This is a genomic window from Mesorhizobium sp. M0816, assembly GCF_040320005.1.
Taxonomy (GTDB): Bacteria; Pseudomonadota; Alphaproteobacteria; order Rhizobiales; family Rhizobiaceae; genus Mesorhizobium.
On record NZ_JAMYOT010000010.1, the window covers coordinates 35,326 to 61,775 of the forward strand.

Here is a 26,450-nt window from a genome sequence, read left to right on the forward strand (position 1 = left end):
GGGTTCCCCCGGGTTTCCTGTCAGAACAGGACGTTCGTCCTGTTTTTTGCCACCGCCTCCGGTCGGCAAGTTGCGTGTTCCTTAAACCAGGCCCCTCGCCCCGTCCATGCGTCAAATATCAGCGGTAAGGCGCATCCAGCGAGATGTTGCGCGCCAGCTCACGCTCCCAGCGGTCGCCATTGGCCAGGAGCCTGTCCTTGTCGTAATAAAGCTCCTCGCGCGTTTCCGTCGCGAATTCGAAATTCGGCCCCTCGACAATGGCGTCGACCGGGCAGGCTTCCTGGCAGAAGCCGCAATAAATGCATTTCACCATATCGATGTCGTAGCGCACGGTGCGCCGTGTGCCGTCGTTGCGGCGTGGGCCGGCTTCGATGGTGATGGCCTGTGCCGGGCAGATCGCCTCGCACAGTTTGCAGGCGATGCAGCGTTCCTCGCCGTTCGGATAGCGGCGCAGCGCATGTTCGCCGCGGAAGCGCGGGCTGACCGGCCCCTTTTCATGCGGATAGTTGATCGTCTCCTTCGGCGCGAAGAACTGGCGCATCGACAGGAAGAAAGCGCTGACGAAATCCTGCAAAAGCAGTGACTTGGCGGCCTGGGATAATGCTGACATCAGGCAAACCCGGTGAGTTTGAGAAAGGCGGCGGTGGCGACCACCATGAACAGCGAGATCGGCAGGAAGACCTTCCAGCCGAGCCGCATCAGCTGGTCGTAGCGATAGCGCGGCACGAACGCCTTCACCATGGAGAACATGAAGAACACCAGGCAGACCTTGAGCACGAACCAGATGAGCCCCGGCACCCAGGTGAAGGGTGCGAAGTCGAAGGGCGGCAGCCATCCGCCGAGGAACAATATGGTGGCCAGTGCGCACATCAGGACGACGGCGACATATTCGCCGAGGAAGAACAACAGGAACGGCGTCGAGGAATATTCGACCATATGGCCGGCGACGAGTTCCGATTCGGCTTCCACAAGGTCGAAGGGCGGCCGGTTGGTCTCGGCCAACGCCGAGATGAAGAAGACGATGAACATCGGGAACAGCGACAGCCAATGCCAGTCGAGGAAGGTGTTGGGCAGGCCGAGCCGCGTGCCCAGCCCGTCCTGTTGCGACAAGACGATGTCGGACAGGTTGAGCGAGCCGACGCAAAGCAGCACGGTGACGATGACGAAGCCGATCGAGACCTCGTAGGATACCATCTGCGCCGCCGAGCGCAGTGCGCCGAGGAACGGGTATTTCGAATTGGAGGCCCAGCCGCCCATGATGACGCCATAGACCTCGAGCGAGGAGATGGCGAAGACATAGAGGATGCCGACATTGACGTTGGCGATCGCCCAGCCTTCATTGACCGGTATGACCGCCCAGGCGGAGATCGCCAGCACCGCCGACACCAAAGGCGCCAGCAGGAAAACGCCCTTGTTGGCGCCGGACGGGATGACCGGCTCCTTGAAGACGAATTTCAGCAGATCGGCGAAGGCCTGCAGTGTGCCCCATGGGCCAACGACATTCGGGCCTCGGCGCAATTGCACCGCCGCCCAGATCTTGCGGTCGGCGTAAAGCACATAGGCGACGAAGATCAACAGAACGACGATCAGCACGACCGACTTCAAAAGGATCAGCAGCGCCGGCAGCACGTAGAAGGAGAAGAAGGTGTCCATGTCTACTCCGCCGCCTGCCTGAAGCCGTTCTTCGCCAAAGCCGAGCATTCGGCCATCACCGCGGAAGCCCGCGCGATCGGGTTGGTCAGGTAGAAATCCTTGACCGGCGAGGTGAAGGTGCCCTTGTTCAACCGCCCGCCGAGCTTGGCAACCCTGGCGATGTCGGCCGGGTCGCCGGCCGCGACATGATCGATGCGGGCAAGATGCGGGTATTCCGCATAGAGCTTTGCGCGTAGCTGCGGCAGTGAATCGAAAGGTAGCTTCTTGCCCAGCACATCCGACAGTGCCCGAAGGATCGCCCAGTCCTCGCGCGCCTCGCCGGGCGCGAAGCCGGCACGGTTGGTCTGCTGCACGCGCCCCTCGGTGTTGACGAAGGTGCCCGACTTTTCGGTATAGGCGGCACCCGGCAGGATGACGTTGGCGCGATGCGCGCCCTTGTCGCCATGCGTGCCGATATAGACGACGAAAGCGCCGCCGGTCTTGGCCATGTCGATTTCGTCGGCACCGAGCAGGAACAACACATCGGTCTCGCCAAGCATGCCGGCGACGTTCCTGCCGCCCTCGCCCGGCACGAAGCCGACATCGAGGCCGCCGACGCGTGCCGCCGCGGTGTGCAGTACGGCAAAACCGTTCCAGTCGGCCCTTGCAGCATTGACGGCGACGGCGAGCTTCGCCGCTTGGCCAAGCACGGCCGCGCCGTCCGGACGCGCCAGCGCACCCTGGCCGACGATGATCAGCGGATGCGTCGCCTTCTTCAGCAGCTGGAAGAACTTGCCGTTGCCGTCGGCCAGATCCTTCAGCGATTCTGGCCCGGCGCCGAGCTGCTCGTAATCATAGCGTGTATCGCCGACATCGCCGATGACGCCGACCGGCAGATTGCCGGCCCGCCAGCGCTTGCGGATGCGAGTGTTGAGCAAGGAGGCCTCGAAGCGCGGATTGGCGCCGATGATCAGCACCGCATCGGCCTGTTCGATGCCTTCGATGGTCGGGTTGAAGACATAGCTCGCCCGGCCGAGCGACGGATCGAGTGCGGCGCCGTCCTGGCGGCAGTCGGTGTTCTTCGAGCCGAGCGAAGCCATCAGAAGCTTCAGCGCGTAGATCTCCTCGACGGCTGCGAGATCGCCGGCAATGGCACCGATCTTTTCGGGTGCCGCATTCGACACCGCTTCCTTGATCGCGGCAAAAGCCTCGGCCCAGCTTGCCGGGGCCAGTCTGCCATCCTTGCGCACATAGGGGCGGTCGAGGCGCTGCGTGCGCAAACCGTCCCAGATGAAGCGGGTCTTGTCGGAAATCCACTCCTCGTTCACCGCCTCGTTGGTACGCGGCAGGATGCGCATCACTTCGCGGCCCCGGCTATCGACGCGGATCGCGGAGCCGACGGCGTCCATCACGTCGATGGATTCGGTCTTGGTCAGTTCCCACGGCCGTGCCTGGAAGGCATAGGGTTTGGAGGTCAGCGCACCGACCGGGCAAAGGTCGATGACATTGCCCTGCAGTTCCGAAGTCATCGCGCTTTCGAGATAGGTGGTGATCTCGGCATCCTCGCCGCGGCCGATCAGGCCGAGCTCGGATATGCCGGCAATCTCGGTGGTGAAGCGGACGCAGCGCGTGCAATGGATGCAGCGGTTCATGATCGTCTTGACCAGCGGCCCGATATACTTGTCTTCGACCGCCCGCTTGTTCTCATGGTAGCGCGAGGAATCGACTCCGAACGCCATCGCCTGGTCCTGCAGGTCGCACTCGCCGCCCTGATCGCAGATCGGGCAATCCAGCGGGTGGTTGATCAGCAGGAATTCCATCACGCCTTCGCGTGCCTTCTTGACCATCGGCGTGTTGGTGAAGATTTCCGGCGGCTCGCCATTCGGACCGGGGCGCAGGTCGCGCACGCCCATGGCGCAGGACGCCTGCGGCTTGGGCGGGCCGCCCTTTACTTCGATCAGGCACATGCGGCAATTGCCGGCGATCGACAGCCGCTCGTGGAAGCAGAAGCGCGGCACTTCCGCCCCGGCGTCCTCGGCCGCCTGCAGCAGCGTGTAATGGTCGGGTACAGTGATCTCTTTCCCGTCGACCTTGAGCTTTGCCATTTCGCCTCAAACCCCTGCGGACGTTCCGCAATCTTTCCTTCCGGGCGCAGCCGAGACCGCGCACGATATTGAATTCACTTTTTGGCCGCGGCCAACGCGGCCGCCTGACCGATCCAGCCGTCACGGCCGATGCGGCCCTTCAACGACAGGTAATCTTCGACCCAGGCGATCTCTTGCGGCGTCCACGCGGCGATCTGGGCGTATGTCCAGATGCCAAGGCCGTTCAGCACCTTTTCCAGTTTCGGCCCGATGCCCGATATCGCCTTGAGGTCGGCGGGCTTGGCTGGCCGATCCATCGGCTTGGGCTGCTTGAAATCCTCCGGCATCAGCCCGGCCGACGCATCCGCTGCAACGGTGCCGGCATTCGCCAAGCTCCGCGCCGCGGTGCTCGTCGCAATGTCGGTCACGTCATTGGCGAAGGACTGCGCCTCGGCAATCAGGGTTTTGGTCGCTGCGCGCGCCTTTGTCGAGGAGCTTTTGCCGGTCGCGGAAAAGCGTTCCGTCCGGGCCTCGAAATCCTCGGCGACCGGCTGCCAAAGCCGCTGCGAGGTTTCGGCCGCGCCCGAAAGCACGCCCATCCAGATGCCAAAGGCGTGGTTGGCAAGACCGATGCCGAGTGCCGTCATCGCCGCCGCGCCCGCGACAGGATGCGCCAGGAGATTGACGGCATTGGCCATCTCCTTCGGCATCATCCTGGTCAGATCCTGGTTCATCTTCAACAACGGGTCCATATCGGGCGTAAAATCGTCGGGTGTCGAAAACAGCGACATAGGTGGTCTCCTGGTCGTTTCCGTCTGCCCCGCGCTCGTTTCCTCGTGTCGGACATTCGTCCGCATTTTGAATACTTCTATTCCGCCGCCGCCAGCACCGGTTCGGCACGGTGCGCGTTGCGCGAAAACTCATCGATGCGCCGCTCCACCTCGCCGCGGAAATGCCGCATCAGGCCCTGGATCGGCCACGCCGCCGCGTCGCCCAGTGCGCAGATCGTGTGGCCCTCGACCTGCTTGGTCACGTCGAGCAGCATGTCGATCTCGCGCTTCTGCGCTTCGCCGCGCACCAGCCGCTCCATCACCCGCCACATCCAGCCGGTGCCTTCACGGCAGGGCGTGCACTGGCCGCAGCTTTCGTGCTTGTAGAAGTAGGAAAGCCGCGCGATCGCTTTCACGATATCGGTCGATTTGTCCATGACGATGACAGCCGCCGTGCCGAGGCCCGATTTCAGATCGCGCAGCGCGTCGAAATCCATCGGCGCGTCGATGATTTGCTCGGCCGGAACCAACGGCACCGAGGCGCCGCCCGGAATGACCGCCAGCAGATTGTCCCAGCCGCCGCGGATACCGCCGCAATGCGTCTCGATCAGCTCGCGGAACGGGATCGACATCGCCTCTTCGACGGTGCACGGATTGTTGACGTGACCGGAGATGCAGAACAGTTTGGTGCCGACATTGTTGGGCCGGCCGAAGGACGAGAACCAGGCAGCACCGCGGCGCAGAATGGTCGGCGCGACAGCGATGGACTCGACATTGTTGACCGTCGTCGGGCAGCCATAGAGGCCGACATTGGCCGGAAACGGCGGCTTCAGCCGCGGCTGGCCCTTCTTGCCCTCGAGGCTTTCGAGCAGCGCCGTTTCCTCGCCGCAGATATAGGCGCCGGCGCCATGGTGCATGTAAATGTCGAAATCGTAGCCGGAGGTGTTGTTCTTGCCGATCAGCTTGGCCGCATAGGCCTCGTCTATGGCGCGTTGCAGCGCCTCGCGCTCGCGGATGAACTCGCCGCGCACATAGATGTAGGCGGCGACCGCGCCCATGGCGAAGCCGGCAAGCAGGCAGCCTTCGACCAGCGTGTGCGGGTCGTGGCGCAGTATGTCGCGGTCCTTGCAGGTACCGGGCTCGGATTCGTCGGCATTGACGACGAGATAGCTCGGCCGGCCGTCGCTTTGTTTGGGCATGAACGACCATTTCAGCCCGGTCGGGAAACCGGCACCGCCGCGGCCGCGCAGGCCCGATGCCTTCATCTCGTTGACGATCCACTCGCGCCCCTTGGCAACGATGCCGGGCGTGTTGTCCCAGGCGCCGCGCGCCATGGCACCGGCCAGCGACTTGTCGAAGCGGCCGTAGATGTTGTTGAAGATGCGGTCTCTGTCCTGAAGCATTGCTCGTTCCTCAGACCGGCTTCTTGCCGGTCGGCCGGCTCTTGTTTCCGAGCGACGGTTTGGTCGCCTTGGCGGCAGCCTTCGCCGGTTTAACCTTGGCCTCCGGCGCTTTGAAAGCAGACGCCGGCTCGGCCTTGTTCTTGGGGCCTCTGCGCTGTTTCGAGACGTCCTCGACCTGCGGTTCGGCCTTGTTGGCATTGGCGGCCGAATGCAGAGGCGCTGCGACGCTCGCCGCCCTTTCCGCCGCGGGCGCGACTTTCGTCGCCGACGGCGATTTCAGCGCCGGGTTGGTCTCGACCGCGTCGGTCTTCGGCTTGCTGGCATTCGAGGGCGCAACCGGCGCCGGCGCGGCAGGAGCAGCTGGCGGAACTGATGCTGCGGCGGCAGCCGCCGGCTCTGCATCCTTGGCGGCCTTGGTCGCCGCCCTGGTTTCCCGGTCGCGGGTCGCCTTGAGGATCGCCTTTTCGCTCTTGAGGGTCGTCAGGCCGCTGGCCGGCTCGGAAGTGATGCGGCCGTTTTGCGGTCCTGGCGTCACCGAAGCACCTTTGCCGGCGTCATAAAGGTCGATGATCTCGGCAAGCCGCTCCGGCGTCAAATCCTCATAGGTGTCCTTGAATATCATCACCATCGGTGCGTTGACGCAGGCGCCGAGGCACTCGACCTCCTCCCACGACAGCGTGCCCTTGTCATTGGTGTGAAACTGGTCGTGATGGATCTTCGAGCGGCAGACATCCATCAGCGCTTCCGAGCCGCGCAGCATGCAGGGCGTGGTGCCGCAGACCTGGATATGCGCGCGGGTGCCGACCGGATTGAGCTGGTACTGGGTATAGAAGGTGGCGACTTCCAGCCCACGGATATAGGGCATGTCGAGCATGTCGGAGATCGTTTCGATCGCCGCCTTGGTCACCCAGCCTTCCTGCTCCTGCGCCAGCATGAGCAAGGGGATGATCGCGGATTGCTCGCGTCCCTTCGGATATTTCTTGATCCACTGCTTCGCCGCCGCCGCATTCGCCCGGTTGAAGGCGAAGGAGGCTGGCTGGAGGCTGGCTTCTGCGAGACGGCGGACTGACATTGCGATTTCGCTTCTTCGGTTTCTACTGGCGGGAGCCATAGGCACGATAGCAATCCTCGGATCGCCCCAAAACGCATACGAACTCTTCATTTCCACGCTTCAGGCGGATGTATCCGTCATAGCGGCTATACACCCAAGCTATTGGCTTGCAACGATATTCTTCGGGGATCAATGACGCTACGAGGTTGTCATGAACCGCGCAGTTGGACGATGTCGACGGCCGGCCATGGACAAGAATGCCCTCATCCATTGCTGGGGTCTGGGTGCTCAAGCCACGGACTGTAAGCAGATCGCCTTCTGCAATAAGCTTGAACCCCTCTTTGAGAAGATCGGTTGACGAGGGACCCTCACCGGACCCAGCAAGCGACACTTCAGCGGAAGCCGCAAGGCATGCCGCGGCCAGAAACGCCTTTGACGGTCGAGCCATTCCCATCATCACCGATCGACCTCACCAAACACGATGTCGAGTGAACCTAACACGGCGGTGACGTCGGCCAACATGTGGCCGCGACACAAAAAGTCCATGGCCTGGAGATGCGCGAAGCCGGGCGCGCGCAGCTTGCAGCGATAGGGCTTGTTGGTGCCGTCGGAGACCAGATAGACGCCGAACTCGCCCTTCGGTGCCTCGACGGCGGCATAGACCTCGCCGGCCGGCACGCGGTAGCCTTCGGTGTAGAGCTTGAAGTGATGGATCAGCGCTTCCATCGAGCGCTTCATCGCCGCGCGCTTCGGCGGCACCACCTTGCCGTCGAGGTTGGACACCGGCCCGCTGCCCTCCTTACCGAGCAACAGGTCGACGCATTGGCGCATGATCTTGGCCGACTGGCGCATCTCTTCCATGCGCACCAGATAGCGGTCGAAACAGTCACCGTTCTTGCCGATCGGAATGTCGAAATCCATCTCGGCGTAACATTCATAGGGCTGCGATTTGCGCAGGTCCCAGGGTGCACCCGAGCCGCGCACCATGACGCCCGAAAAACCCCAGGCCCAGGCGTCGGCCAGAGACACCGTCGCGATGTCGACATTGCGCTGCTTGAAGATACGGTTGCCGGTCAAGAGTGAGTCGAGGTCGTCGACCGATTTCAGGAACGGGTCGATCCAGCTGCCGATGTCCTCGACCAGCTTCTGCGGCAGGTCCTGGTGGACGCCGCCGGGGCGGAAATAGGCGGCATGCATGCGCGAGCCGCTGGCACGCTCATAGAACACCATCAGCTTTTCGCGCTCGACGAAGCCCCACAGCGGCGGCGTCAGCGCACCGACATCCATCGCCTGCGTCGTCACATTGAGGATGTGCGACATGATGCGGCCGATTTCCGAATAGAGAACTCGGATCAACTGGCCCCGCTTCGGCACCTCGATGCCGAGCAGCCGCTCGGCGGCGAGCGCAAAGGCGTGCTCCTGGTTCATCGGCGCGCAATAATCGAGCCGGTCGAGATAGGGCACGGCCTGCAGATAAGTCTTGGCCTCGATCAGCTTTTCGGTGCCGCGGTGCAACAGCCCGATATGCGGATCGACGCGATCGACGACTTCGCCGTCAAGCTCCAGCACCAGACGCAAAACGCCGTGCGCCGCTGGATGTTGCGGGCCAAAATTGATGTTGAAGTTGCGAACGGAGGTTTCAGCCATGAGCGTGTTGCTCGCGCGCCACGTGAATGGTGAATGGTGAATGGTGAATAGTCATTGGCCTGAATCGACCTCCAGCGATCGAATGAACGAACGCATCATCTTCCCAACTTCTCGAACCTGACCGACAACAGCCCTGCACTCTTCTCGTCCAACAGTCCCACGCTCATCGAAAGAAGCGTATGGGTTTCCAGTTCCTTCAACGAACCTTGCGCAATACGAAGGAACTGAACGAAGGGCTTGCGCTGACCGCGGCCGAAACCCTCGGCGATATTTGCCGGTATCGACGATGCCGCGCGCCGCATCTGGGATGTCATGCCGAACATTTCCTCTCGCGGGAATGCTTTCGTCGCGAGATAGATGTCCGCAGCCAATACCATCGAATCCTTCCATACGTTCAGATCTCGATAGTCGTTGATTTTCCCGGACGTTCCATCCCGCTTTTCCATTCACTATTCACAATTCACCACTCACTGCTTTGCCTTCTCGTCGCCTGGAAGGACGTAATCCGTCCCCTCCCAAGGGCTGAGAAAATCGAAATTGCGGAATTCCTGTTTGAGCTCGACCGGCTCGTAGATGACGCGCTTGGCTTCGTCGTCGTAACGCACCTCGACGAAGCCGGTCAGCGGAAAGTCCTTGCGCAGCGGATGGCCTTCAAAGCCGTAATCGGTCAGAATCCGCCGCAGATCCGGATGGCCTGAAAACAGCACGCCGTAGAGATCGTAGGTCTCGCGCTCGAACCAGTCGGCGCCGGGATAAATCCCGGTGATCGACGGCACGAGCGTCTCTTCGTCGGCCTGGACCTTGATGCGGACGCGGATATTCTGTCTCGGCGACAGCAAATGATAGACCACGTCGAAGCGCTTTGCCCGCGACGGATAATCGGCGCCGCAAACGTCGATGATCGAGATGAACTGGCATTTCGGATCGTCGCGCAGGAAGGTGACCACCTCGATCAGGTCGCGCGGCTCGACCGAGATGGTGAGTTCGCCATAGGCGAGCACCGCCACGCCGATCCGGCCGATCAGCTTCTCGCCGAGATAGGTCGAGAGGTCGTTCAACGCCTGGGTCATGCCGCTCACCGCTCTATCGTGCCGGTGCGGCGGATCTTCTTCTGCAGCAGAAGGATGCCGTAAAGCAGCGCCTCAGCGCTCGGCGGGCAGCCGGGCACGTAGATGTCGACCGGCACGATGCGGTCGCAGCCGCGCACCACCGAATAGGAATAATGATAATAGCCGCCGCCATTGGCGCAGGAGCCCATCGAGATGACGTAGCGCGGCTCCGGCATCTGATCGTAGACCTTGCGCAGCGCCGGCGCCATCTTGTTGGTCAGCGTGCCGGCAACGATCATGATGTCGGACTGGCGCGGCGACGCGCGCGGCGCGACACCGAACCTCTCCGAGTCATAGCGCGGCATCGACGTATGGATCATCTCGACGGCGCAGCAGGCGAGGCCAAACGTCATGAACATCAGCGAGCCACTGCGCGCCCAGGTGATCAGAGCCTCGGTCGAGGTGACGAGAAAGCCCTTGTCGGCGAGCTCGTTGTTGATCTCCAGGAAGAACGGGTCGTCAGACCCTACCGGCCTGCCGGTGTTGGGGTCGATGAGGCCCTTGGGCTTCGGCGCGACGAGCGTGCCGGAACTGTCGTTCAATCCCATTCCAGCGCTCCTTTTTTCCATTCATAGGCAAAGCCGATGGTCAGCACCGCCAAAAACACCATCATCGACCAGAAACCGAGCATGCCGATCTGACTGAACGACACCGCCCAAGGAAACAGGAAGGCCACCTCCAGATCGAAGATGATGAACAGGATCGACACCAGGTAGAAGCGGATATCGAACTTCATGCGGGCGTCGTCGAACGAGTTGAAGCCGCACTCATAGGCAGAAAGCTTTTCCGGATCGGGGTTGCGGTAGGCCACCAGGAAGGGTGCGGCGAGCAGCGCCAGCCCGACGATCAGCGCCACGCCGATGAACAGGACGATGGGCAGGTACGAACTCAACAATGCGTTCATTCTGCAGCTTTCCGTTGCGGCCAATCCACTCTGATTACAGCACCGGACCCACTTGCGGAAGCGTGACAGTTTAACCACTGAACCGTTTGAAGAGGGCTCTATGCTGCAACGCGGCGAGGGTTAGCGCAGCGCTTTCGGCGAAGCAAGTCAAACCTTGTTCAAATCGCGGTGCTGGACGGCATATCCGGGAAAACTGGTCCGATCCGCTCCTGTTTGATTTCCTTCACTTTTTACTCCACTTTTCTCTCCTGACATGGATGCCGCCAAAACCCTGCTAGCATAGCGCGGAATCGCAGGTCATTTTCTCTGTCCTAAAATCGTCCGGATACCGCCTTCATGAAGGAAAAAATCTCGCTTGCCATGGCCCGTCGCATTGCGCTCGCGGCACAGGGATTCAATGACCCGCGCCCCACCGGCACGCCCGACCGCCGGCATCTGGCCCGCGTGCTTGCCCGTACCGGCCTGCTGCAGATCGATTCCGTCAGCGCCGTGGTGCGCGCCCACTATATGCCTCTTTATTCGCGGCTTGGCCCCTACAAGCTGGCGCTGCTCGACGCCGCCGCTGTCACGCGCAAGCGCATGGTCTTCGAATACTGGGCGCACGAAGCCTCCTTCTTGCCGGTCGAGACCTATCCGCTGATGCGCTGGCGCATGCAGCGGGCCGAGCGCGGCGACGAAATGTACAGCGGGCTGGCCAAATGGGGCCGCGAGCACGCCGCCTATATCGAAGACATCTATCGCGAGGTCGCCGAACGAGGCCCGATCGCGGCGTCGGCTTTCGAAGGGCAGAAGGGTTCGGGCGGCTGGTGGGGCTGGAGCCATGCCAAGCATGCCTTCGAGTGGCTGTTCTGGGCCGGCCGCATCACCACTGCGCATCGCCGCGGCTTCGAGCGGTTCTACGATCTGCCGGAGCGCGTGCTGCCGCCGGCGGTACTCGCGCTACCGGTTCCCTGTCCCGAGGATGCACATCGCGAATTGCTGCGCATCTCGGCCCGCGCCCACGGCATCGCCACGGCAGGAGACCTGCGCGACTATTTCCGGCTGTCGCCCGCCGACATCAAGGGCCGCATCGAGGAACTGGTCGAGGCCGGCGACCTGTTGCCGGTGAGCGTCGAAGGCTGGAACAAAACAGCCTATCTCCACAAGGACGCCCGTTTGCCGCGCAAGATCGAGGCGCGCGCCTTGCTCGCGCCGTTTGATCCTGTCGTCTTCGAGCGGTCGCGCACCGAGCGGTTGTTCGACTTCCACTACCGCATCGAGATCTACACGCCGGCCGAAAAGCGCCGGTATGGCTATTATGTGCTGCCATTCCTGCTCGGCGACAGCATCGTCGGGCGCGTTGACCTTAGGGCCGACCGACCGGCCGGCGTGCTGCGCGTCCATGCCGCCTATGCGGAGCCCGGCGCCTCGCTGCAAACCGCAGCCGAGCTTTTCGAAGAATTGAAGCAGATGCAGGGCTGGCTCGGCCTGGAACGCATCGAGGTGACCGCTGCCGGCGACCTCGGCCGGCCGCTCGCGGATATCGCCGCGTCATAGACGTGCGTTGACACGACTACCCCCACAAGCCTAAATCCGTTCCAGACGGTCCCCTGCCCGCAACGGCAAGGGCCAAGAGGGAATGCGGTGCGAAATCTCGATTTCAAATCCGCGGCTGTCCCCGCAACTGTAAGCGACGAGCCAAGGCCGAAAACCACTGGGATGTTCCCGGGAAGGCGGCACCCAGGCGATGACCCGCGAGCCAGGAGACCTGCCGTCTAGGACATAAGAATCCGATCGCCTGGCGGGTTTTCCGGGCAAGGAGCCTGATTTGGAACGCGACAGCAGTTTTCCGGCTGAGACAGCGGATTTATTGTCCGGCCATGGTGATTCCCCGGCCGGCGTTACCGTCATCGTCTGCTCGTCCTGCCGTGACGAGACCGGTTCGGACGCTCATCCGCGCGCCGGCGAACTGCTCGCAGAGGACACGCGCCGCGCCGCTTCCAGCGAAAACATCAAAATCCGCACCGTCGAATGCCTTGGCAATTGCAAGCGCCGGCTCAGCGCCGCCATGCTGCGCGACGGCTGCTGGAGTTACGTCTTCGGTGATCTGACCACGACCAGCGGCGCCGATCTCGTCACCGGGGCAAAGCTGTTCGCCACCTCGACGGATGGGCTCATTCCATGGCGCGGCCGTCCCGATTGCCTGAAGCGCGGCCTGGTTGCCCGCATCCCTCCCCTTGACCTTCTGAAGGACTTGATATGACCGCTGCCTCCCCTTCGCGCGTTCCCTGCACCGTGGTCACCGGATTTCTCGGCGCCGGCAAGACGACATTGATCCGCCATTTGCTCGAAAACGCCAAAGGCAAGCGGCTGGCCATCATCGTCAACGAGTTCGGCGACATCGGCATCGACGGCGAGATCCTGAAGGGCTGCGCCATCGACACCTGCCCCGAGGAAAACATCGTCGAGCTGGCCAATGGTTGCATCTGCTGCACCGTCGCCGATGATTTCGTCCCGGCGCTGGACCAAATCCTGTCGCTGACGCCGAGGGTCGACCACATCCTGATCGAGACATCCGGCCTCGCTTTGCCCAAGCCGCTGGTCCAGGCCTTCCAGTGGCCGTCGGTGAAAAGCCGCGTGACGGTGGACGGCGTCATTGCCGTGGTCGACGGACCGGCGCTGGCTGATGGCCGCGTAGCCAACGACATGGACGCCCTGCAGGCCCAGCGCGCGCAGGACGAGACGCTCGACCATGACGATCCGGTCGAGGAAGTGTTCGAAGACCAGCTCGCCTGCGCCGACCTGATCATCCTGTCGAAGAGCGACCTGATGGACGCAGCCGGCTCGGCCCGTGCCAATGCCGTCATCGGCAAGCACGTTGCGCGAGCGGTGAAGATCGTACCGACTTCGCAAGGCAAGGTCGACCCGTCGGTGCTGCTCGGCCTCGGCCTCGCCGTCGAGGACGACATTGAGAACCGCAAGACCCACCACGACGACGAGCTCGACCACGAACATGACGATTTTGACTCGTTCGTCATCGACATCGCGTCCGTGTCCAACCCGGACGAGCTCGCACAACGGGTCGCCACGGCGGCGGAGGAAGAAAACGTGTTGCGCGTCAAGGGTTTCGTCGAAGTCGGCGGCAAGCCGATGCGGCTCCTGCTGCAGGCCGTCGGTCCGCGCGTCAACCACTATTACGACCGCGCCTGGACCGCTGAAGACGACCGCCGCTCGCGCCTGGTCGTCATCGGCCTGAAAGGGCTGAACCGCCCGGCCATCGAGCGTATCCTCGCCGGCTGACCCCAGGTACGAGCCGCGATGCACATCCTCACCACCACATCCGCCTCGCTCGGCGATCTCGCCGAGCCTGTCGATCTCAGGCAAACGCCTGCGGATGTCGTGGCGCTGTCCTTCACCGACAGCGACCTGGCCGGGCTGGCGGCGGCGTGGAAGGCAGATGCGCACCGCCTGCCGTCGATGCGGCTCGCCGCCTTGCGCGACCTGCGCCATCCGATGTCCGTCGACCTGTGGATCGACAGCGTCGCCCGCCACGCCAAGGTCATTCTGGTCCGCATCCTCGGCGGCTATGACTGGTGGCGCTATGGCTGCGACCAGCTCGCCGTTATCGCGCGAAATCGCGGTATCAAGCTGGCGCTCCTACCGGGCGAGAGCCACGACGAGGATTTGCGACTGATCGAAGGCTCGACGCTGCCGCGGGAGGAGTTGGACGCCCTGCTTGGCTATTTCCGCGAGGGCGGGCCGGCAAATATGACGGCGCTGGTGCAGAGGCTGGCAAGTCTCGCTGGATCGGGTGCGGCGGTAGCCGAACCTGTTAGCGTGCCAAAGGCGGGATTTTACGAGCCGGGACTGGGGGTCGTAGAACGCGACGTCCCCCTCCCCCTCGAGGGGAGGGTCCGGCCGCAGGCCGGGGGTGGGGTCCTCTCCGAAGCGCGCCTACACAAAACGTCGCGCACTGCCGTGACGACCCCACCCGGCCCTGCGGGCCACCCTCCCCTCAAGGGGGAGGGAGACGCCGCGCCCATCATCCCCATCCTCTTCTACCGTTCGATGCTGCTGGCCGCAGATGTCGCGCCGATCGACGCGCTTTTTGCAGCGCTCAGGCAACGTGGTATGGCGCCGGTGCCAATCTTCGTCTCCAGCCTCAAGGACCCGGCATCGCTCGCCTTTGTCGAGACCGCGCTCTCAGCCCTGAAGCCAGCTGCCATCATCACCGCCACGGCCTTCGCCTCCGGCGCGGAACCCGGCATCGAAACCCTGTTCGACCGTGCCGGGGTGCCGGTCTTCCAGGTCATCGTCGCCACGACACGCCGTGACATCTGGCAAAACAATCAGCGCGGCCTGGCGCCTGCCGACCTCGCTATGCATGTCGTCCTGCCCGAGCTCGACGGCTGCATTCTCGCCGGTGCCATCTCCTTCAAGGGCGAAAGCGAGACCGATCCCGCATTGGCCTTCCGCGCCTTCGCCAACCGGCCGGAGCCGGATCGCGTCGCGCAAGTGGCGAACCGTGTCGAGGCCTTCGTGCGCCTGCAGCGGACGCCGCGTGCGGAGCGCAAGCTCGCCATCCTGATCCCCGACTATCCGAGCGCCCCCGGTCGCACCGGCTACGCGGTTGGTCTCGACGTGCCGTCCAGCGTGCTGGCAATGCTGCACGACCTGAGCGAACACGGCTACGCCGTTGAAAGGATTCCGCAAACGCCGCGCGAGTTGCTGGAGGTGCTGGAGCGTGGAGGTGAAGGGTTGGGGTTTGAGGACTATCTCGGGTACTCGGCGGAATTGCCTGCTGAAGCGATAGCTGCCGTGACGGCCGCATGGGGGAATGCGGCAGATGACACAAGTTTGTGCGAGGCACCCCCCTCTGTCCTGCCGGACATCTCCCCCTCAAGGGGGGAGATTGCGCTGTCATCTCTGTTTTCGCCAATCTCCAACGTCGCAGGGGTGGACAGAGCGCCGAAGCTGCCAATCTCCCCCCTTGAGGGGGAGATGTCCGGCAGGACAGAGGGGGGTGTTCAAGCGTCTGCCGCCGCAAAATTCGCCTTCCGCGCAGCCACCTTCGGCAACGTCACCGTGGCACTCGCACCTGACCGCGGGCGCTCAGCCGACCGCCGCGCCGACTATCACGACCCGACGCTGCCGCCGCGCCATGCGCTGGTCGCCTTTGGCCTCTGGCTGCGCAAGTCGCTCGGCATCCATGCAATTGTCCATGTCGGCGCCCACGGCACGCTGGAGTGGCTGCCCGGCAAGACCGTGGCGCTCAGCGAAAACTGCTTTCCCGAGATAGTCACCGGTCCCCTGCCCGTCATCTATCCCTTCATCGTCTCCAACCCGGGAGAGGCAGCGCAGGCCAAGCGGCGCATTGCCGCCGTCACGCTCGGCCATCTGCCGCCGCCGCTGACCGGCGCCGGGCTGGACGAAAACCAGCACAGGCTTGAACGACTGGTTGACGAATATGCTCAGGCCGACGGGCTCGACCGCCGCCGCCGCGACCGCCTGGCGAAGCTGATCGTCGAGACGGCGGAAAAGACCGGCCTCGCCTCAGAGGCAGGCGTCGCCAGGACCGACGCAGCCGACGAGGCTTTGCGCCGCATCGACGCCTGGCTCTGCGATCTCAAGGATTTCGCCATCAAGGACGGCCTGCACATTTACGGCCGCTCGCCGGAAGGCGAGGCTGATCCGGTACGGCGGCAAAGTGCGGCAGCTGAAAAAACCGCGCTGCTTGCCGCCCTCGACGGCCGCCACGTCGCTGCCGGTCCGGCCGGTGCGCCGGCACGGGGTCGGCGCGATGTGCTGCCGACCGGCCGCAATCTGTTCACCGCCGACCCGCGCACCATGCCGACGCCGACCGCCTATGATCTGGGCAAGGTGGCAGCGGAAGAAGTGGTCCGCAGCTACATGCAATCGCATGGCGACTGGCCGCGCTCGCTGGTCATCGACCTGTGGGGCTCGGCCTCGCTGCGCACCGGCGGTGAGGAGATCGCGCAAGGCCTGGCGCTGATGGGCTGCCGGCCGCAATGGGATTCCGCCACCGGCCGCATCACCGGCATAGATGTGCTGCCGCCGGCAACACTCGGCCGTCCGCGCATCGATGTCACCTGGCGCATATCGGGCCTGTTCCGCGACATGTTCCCGACCCAGATCGCGCTGATCGACGCCGCGGCCAACGCGGTGGCGACCCGCGACGAGGACGCTTCGGAAAACCCGCTCGCCGCTAGGACCCGCATCGACGGCAAGATCAGCCCGCGCATTTTCGGCACCTCGCCGGGCACTTACGGCGCGGGCGTCGAGGACTTGTTGTCGAGCGGCGACTGGGCCGCGCGCGAAGAGATCGGCCGCACCTATCTCGCCGCCACCTCGCACGCCTATGGCGGCTCCGAGGGCAAAGGCATTTCGGCGCCCGGCGCGTTCGAGGATCGCCTCGCCGAGGCCGACCTTCTGGTTCATACCGGCGACGACCCCGGCCGCGACATCCTCGAAGGCTCGGCCGACGTCGCCTTCATCGGCGGCTTTTCGGCAGCGGTTGCCGCGCTCGGCAAAAACGCCGACGTGATCGTCCTCGACACCACGGACCCGCAAAGACCGAAGCCGCGCTCGATCAGTGAGGCCGTGTCGCGCGTCGTGCGGGCACGCGCCGTCAATCCGCGCTTCATCGCCGGCCAGATGCGTCATGGCCCGCGCGGCGCCTCGGAATTCGCCGAGACGGTCGACCGGCTTGTCGGCTTTGCTGAGACTACCCATGCCATATCGGGCACGCTGATCGAGGCGGTGCACGACGCCTATCTTGGCGACCCCGTGGTCCGCGCCTTCATCCTGCGCGAGAACCCGGCGGCGGCGAAGGTGATTGCCGAGCGTTTGCTGTCGGCACGGCGGCGCGGGCTCTGGCATCCGCTGCGCAATTCGATCGATGACGATCTCGCCGCACTGATTGCCGAAGCGCAAGCTCTGGGAGTGGCGGCATGAACGCTTTCTCGCGCCGTGGCGCCTGCCCCGCTTTGTCGGCGCCGATGCAGACCGGCGACGGGCTGCTGGTGCGGCTCAATCCGGTCGCTGGAGGACTGTTGCCGAAATCGTTGATCGGACTCTGCGAATCCGCCTTGCGCCATGGCAACGGCATCATGGAAGTGACCGCCCGCGGCAGCCTGCAGATCCGCGGCCTGACGCCGGCAAGCGCGCGGCTGCTGGCGATGGAGGTCGATGCGCTCGGCATCGCGGTGCGCACCGGCGTGCCGGTCGAGACCGGCCCGCTGGCTGGGCTCGACCAGGAGGAGATAGCCGACCCGCGCCCGATGGCGGAGCGGATTCGGGCGGCAATTGAGGACGCCGGTGTTACGCAACGCCTTGGCCCGAAGGTTTCGGTGATCGTCGACGGCGGCGGGCAGCTGACAATGGATGCGGTTACGGCCGATGTCAGGCTGGTCGGGGTGCGGGCCGCCGACGGAATTAAGTGGCGGGTATCGCTCGCCGGAGATGCGCAGGGTGCCACGCCGCTGGCGATGTCCGAGGAAGATGCGGCTTGTGACATCGCCGTCGCCATTCTCAGGATGGTTGCCGAAAAGGGCCGCGATGCCCATGCGCGGGATTTGACGGCGAGGCAGCTGAGATCTCTCGCAAGTTGGCGATCCGTCGCGCCCCCCTCTGTCCTGCCGGACATCTCCCCCACAAGGGGGGAGATTGCGCCCTCATCTCGGCTTTCGCCTATCACCCGAGGTCCTGAGCCGCCGCTGAAGCTGCCGATCTCCCCCCAAGTGGGGGAGATGTCCGGCAGGACAGAGGGGGGCGCGACGGAACGCCAGCCCATCGGAGTTCTTAACCTAGCCACCACCGCAATCGCCCTTGGTATTGGCCTGCCGTTCGGCAGCATACCAGCGCCAAAACTTATCGATCTCACCCAATACGCCCTCACCCTCGGCACCACCGAAATCCGTCTGGCGCCGGGTCGCACGCTGCTTTTGCTTGGCCTCTCCCCAGCCGCATGTCTTTCACTCCAGAAAACCGCCGCAACCCTCGGCTTCGTCACCGACGCAGCCGACGCGCGCACCAGGATCGCCGCCTGCCCGGGTGCTCCCGCCTGTGCCTCGGGCCGCATCGCGACACGCGACATCGCCGAGACCATCGCCGTGGAAAACCTCGATATCCTCGATTCCTCGCTGACGCTGCACATCTCCGGCTGCGCCAAGGGTTGCGCCCATCCCGGTCCGGCGGCGCTGACCCTGGTCGGTGGCGAAAACGGAGCCGGACTTGTCGTGGACGGGACGGCAAAGGCATTGCCCGCCGGATACAGGCCGGGCTACGACGCCGCGCACGGCATCGGCCGCGTTGCAGCGGTGATCCGCAGCGCACGACATCCCGGCGAAACCGCTGCCGCCTGCCTGGCGAGGCTCGGCGCGGCCGGCATCACCGAAATCTATCGACAGGAATGAGCATGCCCGCCCTGAACGCCTACGACTACATCCATGATGGCACGGAGATCTACGAGCGCTCCTTCGCCATTATCCGCGCCGAGGCCGACCTGTCGCGCTTTTCCGAAGCCGAGGCCGAAATCGCTATCCGCATGATCCACGCCTGCGGCCAGGTCGAGGCTGTGCGACACTTCGTTTTCTCGAGCGATTTCGTCGCCGCCGCGCGCACGGCGTTGGGGGCCGGCGCGCCGATCTTCTGCGACGCGCAGATGGTCTCGCATGGCGTCACGCGCGCCCGGCTTCCGGCCGGCAACGAGGTGATCTGTACGCTGCGCGATCCGCGGACAGCCGACATCGCGAAAAAGATCGGCAACACCCGCTCGGCCGCGGCGATCGACCTGTGGGGCGAGCGCATGGCCGGTTCGGTCGTCGCCATCGGCAATGCGCCGACCGCCCTGTTTTATCTGCTGGAAAAGCTGCGCGACGGTGCGCCGAAGCCGGCGGCGATCATCGGTATGCCGGTCGGGTTTGTCGGCGCCGCTGAGTCGAAGGATGCGCTGGCCGAAAATTCCTATGGCGTGCCTTACGCCATCGTGCGCGGCCGGCTGGGCGGCAGCGCCATGACCGCCGCCGCCCTCAATGCATTGGCGAGGCCGGGCCTATGAATGCGATTGCAAAAGGCAGGCTTGTCGGCGTCGGCACCGGTCCTGGCGACCCGGAACTTTTGACGCTGAAGGCAGTGCGTGCTCTGGCCGAGGCCGATGTCGTTGCGCATTTCGCCAAGCGCGGCAACAACAGCAATGCGCGCGCCATTGTCGGCGCACATTTTCGCCCTGATCTGATCGAACTGCCGCTGCTCTACCCGGTGACGACCGAGATCGACAAGGACCACAGTGATTACCGGTCGCAGATAACGGATTTCTACGAGCAGTCGGCCGAAAAGGTCGCCGAGCACCTCAGCGCCGGCAGGATGGTCGCGGTGCTTTCGGAAGGCGATCCGCTTTTCTACGGCTCCTACATGCATCTTCATGTCCGGCTGGCGCACCGTTTTCCGACCGAAGTCATTCCTGGCGTCACCGCCATGTCCGGCTGCTGGTCGGCGACCGGCCTGTCTATCGTCCAGGGCGACGACGTGCTGACGGTGCTGCCGGGCACCATGAGCGAATTCGAGCTGACGCGTCGCCTCGCCGATACCGACGCTGCGGTGATCATGAAGGTCGGCCGCAACCTGCCCAAGATCAGGCGCGCGCTGGAGGCAACCGACAAGCTGGCGCGGGCCATCTATGTCGAGCGCGGCACCATGCCGGGCGGTGTCTCGATGCGGCTTGCCGACAAAAAGGATGACCAGGCGCCTTATTTCGCCATCGTGCTGGTGGCCGGCTGGTCGGGCCGGCCAAACGCATTGAGAGCCGAAGCATGAGCGGCCGCCTCACCGTCATCGGCCTCGGGCCCGGCGACGCCGACCAGGTGACGCCGGAGGCAAGCCGCGCCGTTGCCGAGGCAAAATTCTTCTATGGCTACAAGCCTTATCTTGACCGGCTCGATCTGCGCCCCGACCAGATTCGCGTCGCTTCCGACAATCGCGAGGAACTCGCGCGCGCCAGGGACGCGCTGCTGAAGGCTGCGGAAGGCCACGATGTCGCCGTCGTGTCGGGCGGCGATCCCGGCGTCTTCGCCATGGCGGCGGCCGTCTGCGAGGCGATCGAGGCGGGCCCACCCGAATGGCGCGCGGTCGACATCGCCATCGTGCCCGGCATCACCGCCATGCTCGCCGTCGCCGCCCGCATCGGCGCGCCGCTCGGCCATGATTTCTGCGCCATCTCGTTGTCCGACAATCTGAAGCCGTGGGAGCTGATCGAGCTGCGCCTGCTTGCCGCGGCGGGCGCCGGCTTCGTCATCGCGCTCTACAATCCGATCAGCAAGGCACGCCCCTGGCAGCTTGGCCGCGCCTTCGAGTGCCTGACGGCGATCCTGCCCGGCACCACGCCGGTGATCTTCGGCCGTGCCGCCGGCCGTCCCGACGAGCGCATCGAGGTTTTTCTGCTGGCCGACGCCGATGCCGCGAAGGCCGACATGGCCACCTGCATCATCATCGGTTCACCGGAAACCAGGATTATCAAGCGCGGTGAAAAACCAGCGCTGGTCTACACGCCGCGTTCGGCAGCGGGCCCAAGAACATGACCGACCAGAAAATGATCGACCATCGCGGCAAGAGATTCGACGGTCTCAGCCGACGTGACGTCCGGCAGCGCCGGCCTGCGGATCATCACCACCTCGATTCCCAGCGCTCGCGCCGCCGCGATCTTGCCGTAGGTCGCCTCGCCGCCGCTGTTTTTGGAAACAACGACTTCGATGTGGTGTTGCAGAAGCAGTGCATGTTCGTCGACTTCCCGAAACGGCCCGCGCGCCAAGAGATAGGTCGCGTCGGGCACAGCGAGCCTGGGCTCGACCGGGTCGACACTGCGGATGAGATAATGATGCTGGGGAGCGGCCTTGAAGGCAGCGACCTCCTGTCGCCCGAGCGCCAGGAACACGCGGCGCGGCACCGATCCCAGAGCCGTCACCGCGCTGGCAACGGTGTCGACCAACATCCAGCGATCACCTTCGACCGCCTCCCATCCGGGACGCCTGAGCGCAACGATAGGCACGCCGGTCATGCGCGCTGCTTCCGCCGCATTGGCGGAGATTCGCGCCGCATAGGGATGCGTGGCGTCGATCAGCAGGTCGATCTTGTTCTGGCGGAGATACGCCGCCAGCCCGCCGGCACCGCCGAAGCCGCCGACCCGCACCGGCACCCCCTGCGCGGCCGGGTTTTCAGTGCGGCCGGCCAGCGACAGTATGACCGAAATATCCGCCCGCGCGGCCAGCTTTCCGGCCATTTGCCGGGCTTCGGTGGTTCCGCCGAGGATCAGAATGCAGTGGGTCATCATGCCTGCTGAAGCTCCGCGCGGCGCCAAGCTCACCTCAAAGTGGCTCACGATCATCGGCATCGGCGAGGACGGTGTAGCGGGTCTCGGCGACAAGGCCAAGCGGTTGATCGCGGAGGCCGAATTCGTCTTCGGCGGCAAGCGCCACCTTGCCCTCGTCGCGTCGCTCGCCAAAGGTGAAGCGCGCGCCTGGCCGACACCTTTCGATGCCGAGCTGCGCGACGTGCTGGCGCTCTCCGGCAGACGCGTCTGCGTGCTGGCCTCCGGCGATCCCTTCTACCACGGTGTCGGCGTCACCCTCGCCCGCAAGGTCGCGGCGGAGGGTATGCGGGTGATCGCCGCGCCCTCGGCCTTTTCGCTGGCCGCCTCACGCCTGGGCTGGGCGCTGCAGGACGTCGAGACCATTTCGCTGCATGGCCGCTCGCTCGACCTGATCCGGCCGTTGCTGCATCCTTGCACCCGCATTCTCGCGCTGACCTCGGACAGCGATGCACCGGGAGTGATTGCCCCTCTCATGACCGAACTTGGCTTCGGCGCTTCGCGGTTGACGGTGCTGGAGGCGCTGGGTGGGCCGAACGAAAGGCTGCGCTCGGCGAGTGCCGGCACTTTCGATCTCGAAAAGATCAACCCGCTCAACGTGCTCGCGATCGAAGTTGAATCGACTTCGCAAGCACGCATCCTGCCGCTGACAGCGGGACTTGCCGATTATTTGTTCGAGCATGACGGCCAGATCACCAAGCGCGAAGTGCGCGCCGTCACCCTGTCCGCTCTCGCGCCAAGACGCGGCGAACTGCTGTGGGACATCGGCGCCGGAGCGGGCTCCATCGGCATCGAATGGATGCTGGCCCATCCTTCCATGCGTGCGATCGCCGTTGAGGCCGATCCGGCGCGCGCCGCGCGCATCCGACGCAACGCCGCGGCTTGCGGCGTTCCCGGTCTCGCCGTCGTTGAAGGTTCGGCACCGCAAGCTCTTGCCGGACTGGAAACGCCGGCGGCGATCTTCATCGGCGGCGGCGGCAGCGATGCCGGCGTGCTGGACGCAGCAATCGATGCCTTGCCGGATGCCGGCCGACTTGTCGTCAACTCCGTGACGCTGGAGATGGAGGCCGTGTTGCTTTCCCGGCACGCCGCGCACGGAGGCGACCTCACCCGCATCGCTGTATCCCGTGCTTCGCCGGTTGGTTCGATGCAGGCCTGGCGGCCGGCTATGCCGGTCACCCAATGGAGATGGGTCAAGCCATGATGGTCGCGGGCATCGGCAGCCGCAAAGGCGTCAGCGCACGCGACGTGCTTGCTGCGGTAGAAACCGCGCTGGAGGCGCACGGGCTTGCCCTGCCCGCGCTTTCAGCCCTCGCGACCGCGTCTCTCAAGCAGGATGAAGCGGCAATCTTCGCCGCCGGACGCGAACTCCGCCTTCCGGTGATCGTCGTCGAGCAGGATGAACTCAAAGCCGCATCTACGACCAGCCGTTCCGACCTATCGCAGGAGCATGCCGGCACGCCGTCGGTTTCCGAAGCCTCGGCGCTTGCCGCCGCCGGCCAAGGCGCAAAACTGCTCGGGCCGCGCACCGTGCTCGGTGCTGTCACTTGCGCCATCGCCATCAGCGGAGATGCGGCATGACCGTTCACTTCATCGGTGCCGGCCCGGGTGCTGCCGACCTCATCACCTTGCGCGGCAGCCGCCTGCTCGGCAGTTGTCCCGTCTGCCTCTATGCCGGATCGATCGTCGCGCCGGAGCTGTTGCAGCACTGCGCGCCCGGAACGAGGTTGATCGACACCGCGCCGATGTCGCTCGACGAGATCGAGGCCGAATATCTGGCAGCCCACGCGGCCGGCAATGATGTCGCCCGCCTGCATTCCGGCGATCTTTCGGTGTGGAGCGCCGTTGCCGAACAGATCCGCCGGCTGGAAAAGCACGGCATTCCTTACACGCTGACGCCGGGCGTGCCGTCCTTCGCCGCTGCGGCGGCAGCGCTGCGCCGCGAGCTGACCATTCCAGAAGTCGCGCAAAGCCTGGTGCTGACCCGCATCTCCGGCCGCGCCTCGAAAATGCCTCCCGGCGAAACGCTGGCCGGCTTCGGCCGCACCGGCGCCACGCTGGCCATCCACCTTGCCATCCACGCTATCGACCGGATCGTCGCCGAACTGACGCCGTTCTATGGCGCCGATTGCCCGGTGGCGGTCGTCTTCCGTGCTTCCTGGCCGGACGAGCGCGTGCTGACCGGCACGCTGGCCACCATCGAGGCACAACTGGCCGCCGATCCGATGGAACGCACGGCAATCATCTTCGTCGGCCGCTCGCTGGAGGCGGAGGGCTTTGGCGAAAGTTCACTGTACGACGCGCACTACCAGCGACGCTTTCGCGGACGGGACGGATTGTGAGCGGCAGCAACAGAAACACTACGGTCGAGCAGGCGCTCACCCGGCTGAACTTCAAGCCGCGCCAGCTGGAGCCCGGTCATGTCTGGCTGGCCGGTGCCGGCCCTGGCGATCCCGGCTGCCTGACGCTGGAAGTGCTGGCCGCCCTCGGACAGTGCGACGCGCTGGTTTATGACGCGCTGGTCTCGCCCGCGGTCGTCGCCGTCGCCGAGGGCGCGGAACTGTTCTATGCCGGCAAACGCGGCGGCAAGCCGTCGATGAAGCAGGACGACATAACCGCTCTGCTGGTCCGGCTGGCGCGCGCGGGCCGGCGCGTCGTCAGGCTCAAGGGCGGCGACCCCTATATTTTCGGGCGTGGCGGCGAAGAGGCGCTGGCGCTGGCCGGGGAAACTATCCCGTTCCGCATCCTGCCTGGCCTGACGTCCGGCCTCAGCGCGCTGGCCGCGACCGGCATTCCCGGCACCATGCGCGGCATCAACAAGGCGCTGATCCTGGCGACCGGCCATGCCGCCGGCACCGATGATGATCTCGACTGGGCGGCAATCGCCCGCACCGGCCAGCCGGTGGTCATCTATATGGGCATGGCCAATCTGCCGCTGATCGCCGCCTCGCTGCTCGAGGGCGGCCTGCCGTCTTCGACGCCCGCCGCGGTCATCGTTGCCGCGACGACGCCGCAGGAGCGTATCGTCGTCGCCACGCTCGCCACGATTGCGGAAGAGGCAGCGGCCGCCGGTCTGACCTCGCCGGCGCTGATCGTCGTCGGCGGCATCGTCGGGATGCGCGCGGCACTGGCTGGTGAGCCATGACCCGCGCCATCATCATCGGCGCGCCGCGCTCGGGCTCGGGCAAGACCAGCGTCACCATCGGCATTTTGCGCGCACTTGCCCGGCGCGGCCTGAAAGTGCGCGGCGCCAAATCCGGCCCGGACTATATCGATCCTGGCTTCCACACCGCCGCCACAGGCTTGTCCGGCATCAATCTCGACAGCTGGGCAATGCCGCCCGCCCTGCTCAACGCACTGGCCGGCGAAGCGACCGAAGATGCCGATTTTATCTTCCTCGAAAGCGCCATGGGCCTGTTCGACGGGATTCCTGCTGCTCAAGGGCGCACTGGTTCGGCCGCCGACCTTGCCCGGCTCTACGGCCTGCCGGTGCTGCTGGTGCTCGACGTCTCCGGCCAGTCGACCACGGCAGCGGCGGTCGCCAAGGGATTTGCCACCTACGATCCGGATGTACGCATGGCCGGGGTCGTGCTCAACCGGCTGGGCAGCGAACGCCACCGCCGGCTTTGCGGTGATGCCATCGAAGCACTCGGCCTGCCTGTCGTCGGCGCTATCCTGCGCGATCCTTCGCTCAACCTGCCCGAGCGCCATCTCGGTCTCGTCCAGGCCGGCGAATATGAGAATCTGATGGCGCACCTCGACCGGCTGGCCGACATGGTCGAGCGCTCGCTCGACCTCGAGGCCATCATGGCGCTGGCGGCGCCATTCACGCCCGCGCCGGGCAATTTCGGCGATGCGCTGCCTCCCCCCGGCCAGCGCATTGCGCTCGCCGAGGACGCCGCCTTCACCTTCCTCTATCCGCATGTCGCCATGCATTGGCGCAAGGCCGGCGCCGAAATCGTGCCGTTCTCGCCGCTCGCTGATGTGGCGCCTGGCGACGATTGCGATGTCTGCTGGCTGCCCGGCGGCTATCCCGAGCTTCACGCCGGCCGCCTCGCCGCCGCCGCGAATTTCAGGGCGGGCATGGCGAGGTTCGCCGCCACGCGGCCGGTGCATGGCGAGTGCGGCGGCTTCATGGTGTTGGGCGAAGCGCTCGAGGACGCGTCGGGCGAGACGCATCGGATGCTTGGCCTCCTCGGCCATTCGACCAGCTTCGCCAAGCGCAAGATGAATCTCGGCTACCGCGAGGCGCGGCTGCGGTCCGGCTGTCCGCTCGGCGGCCGAGGCACGCTGGTCCGCGGCCATGAATTCCACTACGCGCAGATGATTGCGACCGGCACTGACGAGCCGCTGGCCGACCTCGCCGACGGACAAGGCAACCCGCTCGGCGCCTCCGGCTACCGGCGCGGCAATGTCAGCGGCACGTTCTTCCACGCCATTGCGAGGGGCGAGAGCATGATCCCGAAAAGTGGTAGCCGGTTTTCGGAATAG

At 64.8% G+C, this 26,450-nt stretch carries 25 protein-coding genes and 1 riboswitch; of the genes, 13 read left to right on the forward strand and 12 right to left on the reverse strand.

Going from position 1 to position 26,450, the window contains the following annotated elements; translation table 11 throughout:
- Positions 1–118: 118 nt before the first annotated feature.
- The 11 genes from nuoI to NKI17_RS17385 form a co-directional block, all read right to left on the reverse strand.
- The gene (gene nuoI, locus NKI17_RS17335) at positions 119–610 is read right to left on the reverse strand and encodes an NADH-quinone oxidoreductase subunit NuoI (RefSeq protein ID WP_023676622.1); all 492 of its coding nucleotides are present in this window, start codon (positions 608–610) and stop codon (positions 119–121) included.
- On the reverse strand, positions 610–1,653 hold the full coding sequence (nuoH, locus tag NKI17_RS17340) for an NADH-quinone oxidoreductase subunit NuoH (RefSeq protein WP_023676623.1): 1,044 nt from the start codon (positions 1,651–1,653) through the stop codon (positions 610–612). Before nuoH ends, nuoI begins: the two co-directional genes overlap by 1 nt.
- Positions 1,654–1,655: 2 nt before the next feature.
- The gene (nuoG, locus tag NKI17_RS17345) at positions 1,656–3,737 is read right to left on the reverse strand and encodes an NADH-quinone oxidoreductase subunit NuoG (protein WP_352699373.1); all 2,082 of its coding nucleotides are present in this window, start codon (positions 3,735–3,737) and stop codon (positions 1,656–1,658) included.
- Between the two features lie 74 nt (positions 3,738–3,811).
- Positions 3,812–4,507 carry a helix-hairpin-helix domain-containing protein gene (locus NKI17_RS17350; RefSeq protein WP_352699371.1) on the reverse strand — a complete coding sequence of 232 codons (696 nt, stop codon included), beginning with the start codon at positions 4,505–4,507 and terminating at the stop codon, positions 3,812–3,814.
- Positions 4,508–4,584: 77 nt separating this feature from the next.
- Positions 4,585–5,889 carry an NADH-quinone oxidoreductase subunit NuoF gene (gene nuoF, locus NKI17_RS17355; RefSeq protein ID WP_023676626.1) on the reverse strand — a complete coding sequence of 435 codons (1,305 nt, stop codon included), beginning with the start codon at positions 5,887–5,889 and terminating at the stop codon, positions 4,585–4,587.
- Between the two features lie 10 nt (positions 5,890–5,899).
- Positions 5,900–6,961 carry an NADH-quinone oxidoreductase subunit NuoE gene (gene nuoE / locus NKI17_RS17360; RefSeq protein ID WP_352589702.1) on the reverse strand — a complete coding sequence of 354 codons (1,062 nt, stop codon included), beginning with the start codon at positions 6,959–6,961 and terminating at the stop codon, positions 5,900–5,902.
- Between the two features lie 435 nt (positions 6,962–7,396).
- The gene (locus NKI17_RS17365) at positions 7,397–8,587 is read right to left on the reverse strand and encodes an NADH-quinone oxidoreductase subunit D (protein WP_352699369.1); all 1,191 of its coding nucleotides are present in this window, start codon (positions 8,585–8,587) and stop codon (positions 7,397–7,399) included.
- Between the two features lie 95 nt (positions 8,588–8,682).
- Complete coding sequence (locus tag NKI17_RS17370; RefSeq protein ID WP_352699367.1) at positions 8,683–9,033, reverse strand: four helix bundle protein; 351 nt, start codon at positions 9,031–9,033, stop codon at positions 8,683–8,685.
- A gap of 21 nt (positions 9,034–9,054) precedes the next feature.
- The gene (locus NKI17_RS17375; RefSeq protein WP_023676630.1) at positions 9,055–9,657 is read right to left on the reverse strand and encodes an NADH-quinone oxidoreductase subunit C; all 603 of its coding nucleotides are present in this window, start codon (positions 9,655–9,657) and stop codon (positions 9,055–9,057) included.
- Positions 9,658–9,662: 5 nt separating this feature from the next.
- Positions 9,663–10,244, reverse strand: a complete 582-nt coding sequence (locus NKI17_RS17380) for a NuoB/complex I 20 kDa subunit family protein (RefSeq protein ID WP_023670824.1) — start codon at positions 10,242–10,244, stop codon at positions 9,663–9,665.
- Positions 10,235–10,600, reverse strand: a complete 366-nt coding sequence (locus NKI17_RS17385; protein ID WP_352699365.1) for an NADH-quinone oxidoreductase subunit A — start codon at positions 10,598–10,600, stop codon at positions 10,235–10,237. The genes NKI17_RS17380 and NKI17_RS17385 overlap by 10 nt, the downstream gene beginning before the upstream one ends.
- A gap of 336 nt (positions 10,601–10,936) precedes the next feature.
- Between NKI17_RS17385 and NKI17_RS17390 the strand changes: the two genes are divergently transcribed.
- The 8 genes from NKI17_RS17390 to NKI17_RS17425 all read left to right on the forward strand — a co-directional run bounded on the left by NKI17_RS17390 (position 10,937) and on the right by NKI17_RS17425 (position 21,174).
- Entirely contained in the window at positions 10,937–12,136 is a 1,200-nt protein-coding gene (locus tag NKI17_RS17390; RefSeq protein WP_352699362.1) for a winged helix-turn-helix domain-containing protein, read from the forward strand.
- 29 nt (positions 12,137–12,165) lie between these two features.
- Positions 12,166–12,369: riboswitch (cobalamin riboswitch) on the forward strand.
- A 38-nt stretch (positions 12,370–12,407) separates the two neighbouring features.
- Positions 12,408–12,842: a DUF1636 family protein gene (locus NKI17_RS17395; protein WP_352699360.1), complete on the forward strand. Its 435-nt coding sequence runs from the start codon at positions 12,408–12,410 to the stop codon at positions 12,840–12,842.
- Positions 12,839–13,879, forward strand: a complete 1,041-nt coding sequence (gene cobW / locus NKI17_RS17400; RefSeq protein WP_352699358.1) for a cobalamin biosynthesis protein CobW — start codon at positions 12,839–12,841, stop codon at positions 13,877–13,879. Before NKI17_RS17395 ends, cobW begins: the two co-directional genes overlap by 4 nt.
- Before the next feature lie 18 nt (positions 13,880–13,897).
- On the forward strand, positions 13,898–17,554 hold the full coding sequence (locus NKI17_RS17405; protein WP_352906414.1) for a cobaltochelatase subunit CobN: 3,657 nt from the start codon (positions 13,898–13,900) through the stop codon (positions 17,552–17,554).
- Positions 17,551–19,014, forward strand: a complete 1,464-nt coding sequence (gene cobG, locus NKI17_RS17410; protein WP_352699354.1) for a precorrin-3B synthase — start codon at positions 17,551–17,553, stop codon at positions 19,012–19,014. Before NKI17_RS17405 ends, cobG begins: the two co-directional genes overlap by 4 nt.
- Before the next feature lie 11 nt (positions 19,015–19,025).
- Complete coding sequence (locus NKI17_RS17415; protein WP_352699384.1) at positions 19,026–19,658, forward strand: precorrin-8X methylmutase; 633 nt, start codon at positions 19,026–19,028, stop codon at positions 19,656–19,658.
- The gene (locus NKI17_RS17420; RefSeq protein ID WP_352829803.1) at positions 19,655–20,413 is read left to right on the forward strand and encodes a precorrin-2 C(20)-methyltransferase; all 759 of its coding nucleotides are present in this window, start codon (positions 19,655–19,657) and stop codon (positions 20,411–20,413) included. Before NKI17_RS17415 ends, NKI17_RS17420 begins: the two co-directional genes overlap by 4 nt.
- The gene (locus NKI17_RS17425) at positions 20,410–21,174 is read left to right on the forward strand and encodes a precorrin-3B C(17)-methyltransferase (RefSeq protein WP_352755830.1); all 765 of its coding nucleotides are present in this window, start codon (positions 20,410–20,412) and stop codon (positions 21,172–21,174) included. Before NKI17_RS17420 ends, NKI17_RS17425 begins: the two co-directional genes overlap by 4 nt.
- Here NKI17_RS17425 and NKI17_RS17430 read toward each other — a convergent pair.
- On the reverse strand, positions 21,138–21,920 hold the full coding sequence (locus NKI17_RS17430; protein WP_352755850.1) for a cobalt-precorrin-6A reductase: 783 nt from the start codon (positions 21,918–21,920) through the stop codon (positions 21,138–21,140). The genes NKI17_RS17425 and NKI17_RS17430 overlap by 37 nt on opposite strands.
- Before the next feature lies 1 nt (position 21,921).
- Here NKI17_RS17430 and cbiE point away from each other — a divergent pair, with 1 nt between their 5' ends.
- The 5 genes from cbiE to NKI17_RS17455 are packed head-to-tail and all read left to right on the forward strand — an operon-like array spanning position 21,922 to position 26,450.
- Positions 21,922–23,163: a precorrin-6y C5,15-methyltransferase (decarboxylating) subunit CbiE gene (gene cbiE, locus NKI17_RS17435; protein ID WP_352906415.1), complete on the forward strand. Its 1,242-nt coding sequence runs from the start codon at positions 21,922–21,924 to the stop codon at positions 23,161–23,163.
- Complete coding sequence (locus tag NKI17_RS17440) at positions 23,160–23,540, forward strand: cobalamin biosynthesis protein (protein WP_352570396.1); 381 nt, start codon at positions 23,160–23,162, stop codon at positions 23,538–23,540. Before cbiE ends, NKI17_RS17440 begins: the two co-directional genes overlap by 4 nt.
- Complete coding sequence (cobM, locus tag NKI17_RS17445; RefSeq protein WP_352570397.1) at positions 23,537–24,301, forward strand: precorrin-4 C(11)-methyltransferase; 765 nt, start codon at positions 23,537–23,539, stop codon at positions 24,299–24,301. The genes NKI17_RS17440 and cobM overlap by 4 nt, the downstream gene beginning before the upstream one ends.
- On the forward strand, positions 24,298–25,104 hold the full coding sequence (gene cobA / locus NKI17_RS17450; protein WP_352570398.1) for a uroporphyrinogen-III C-methyltransferase: 807 nt from the start codon (positions 24,298–24,300) through the stop codon (positions 25,102–25,104). Before cobM ends, cobA begins: the two co-directional genes overlap by 4 nt.
- A complete protein-coding gene (locus tag NKI17_RS17455) occupies positions 25,101–26,450 on the forward strand; it encodes a cobyrinic acid a,c-diamide synthase CobB (RefSeq protein WP_352570399.1) in 1,350 nt (449 codons plus the stop codon). Before cobA ends, NKI17_RS17455 begins: the two co-directional genes overlap by 4 nt.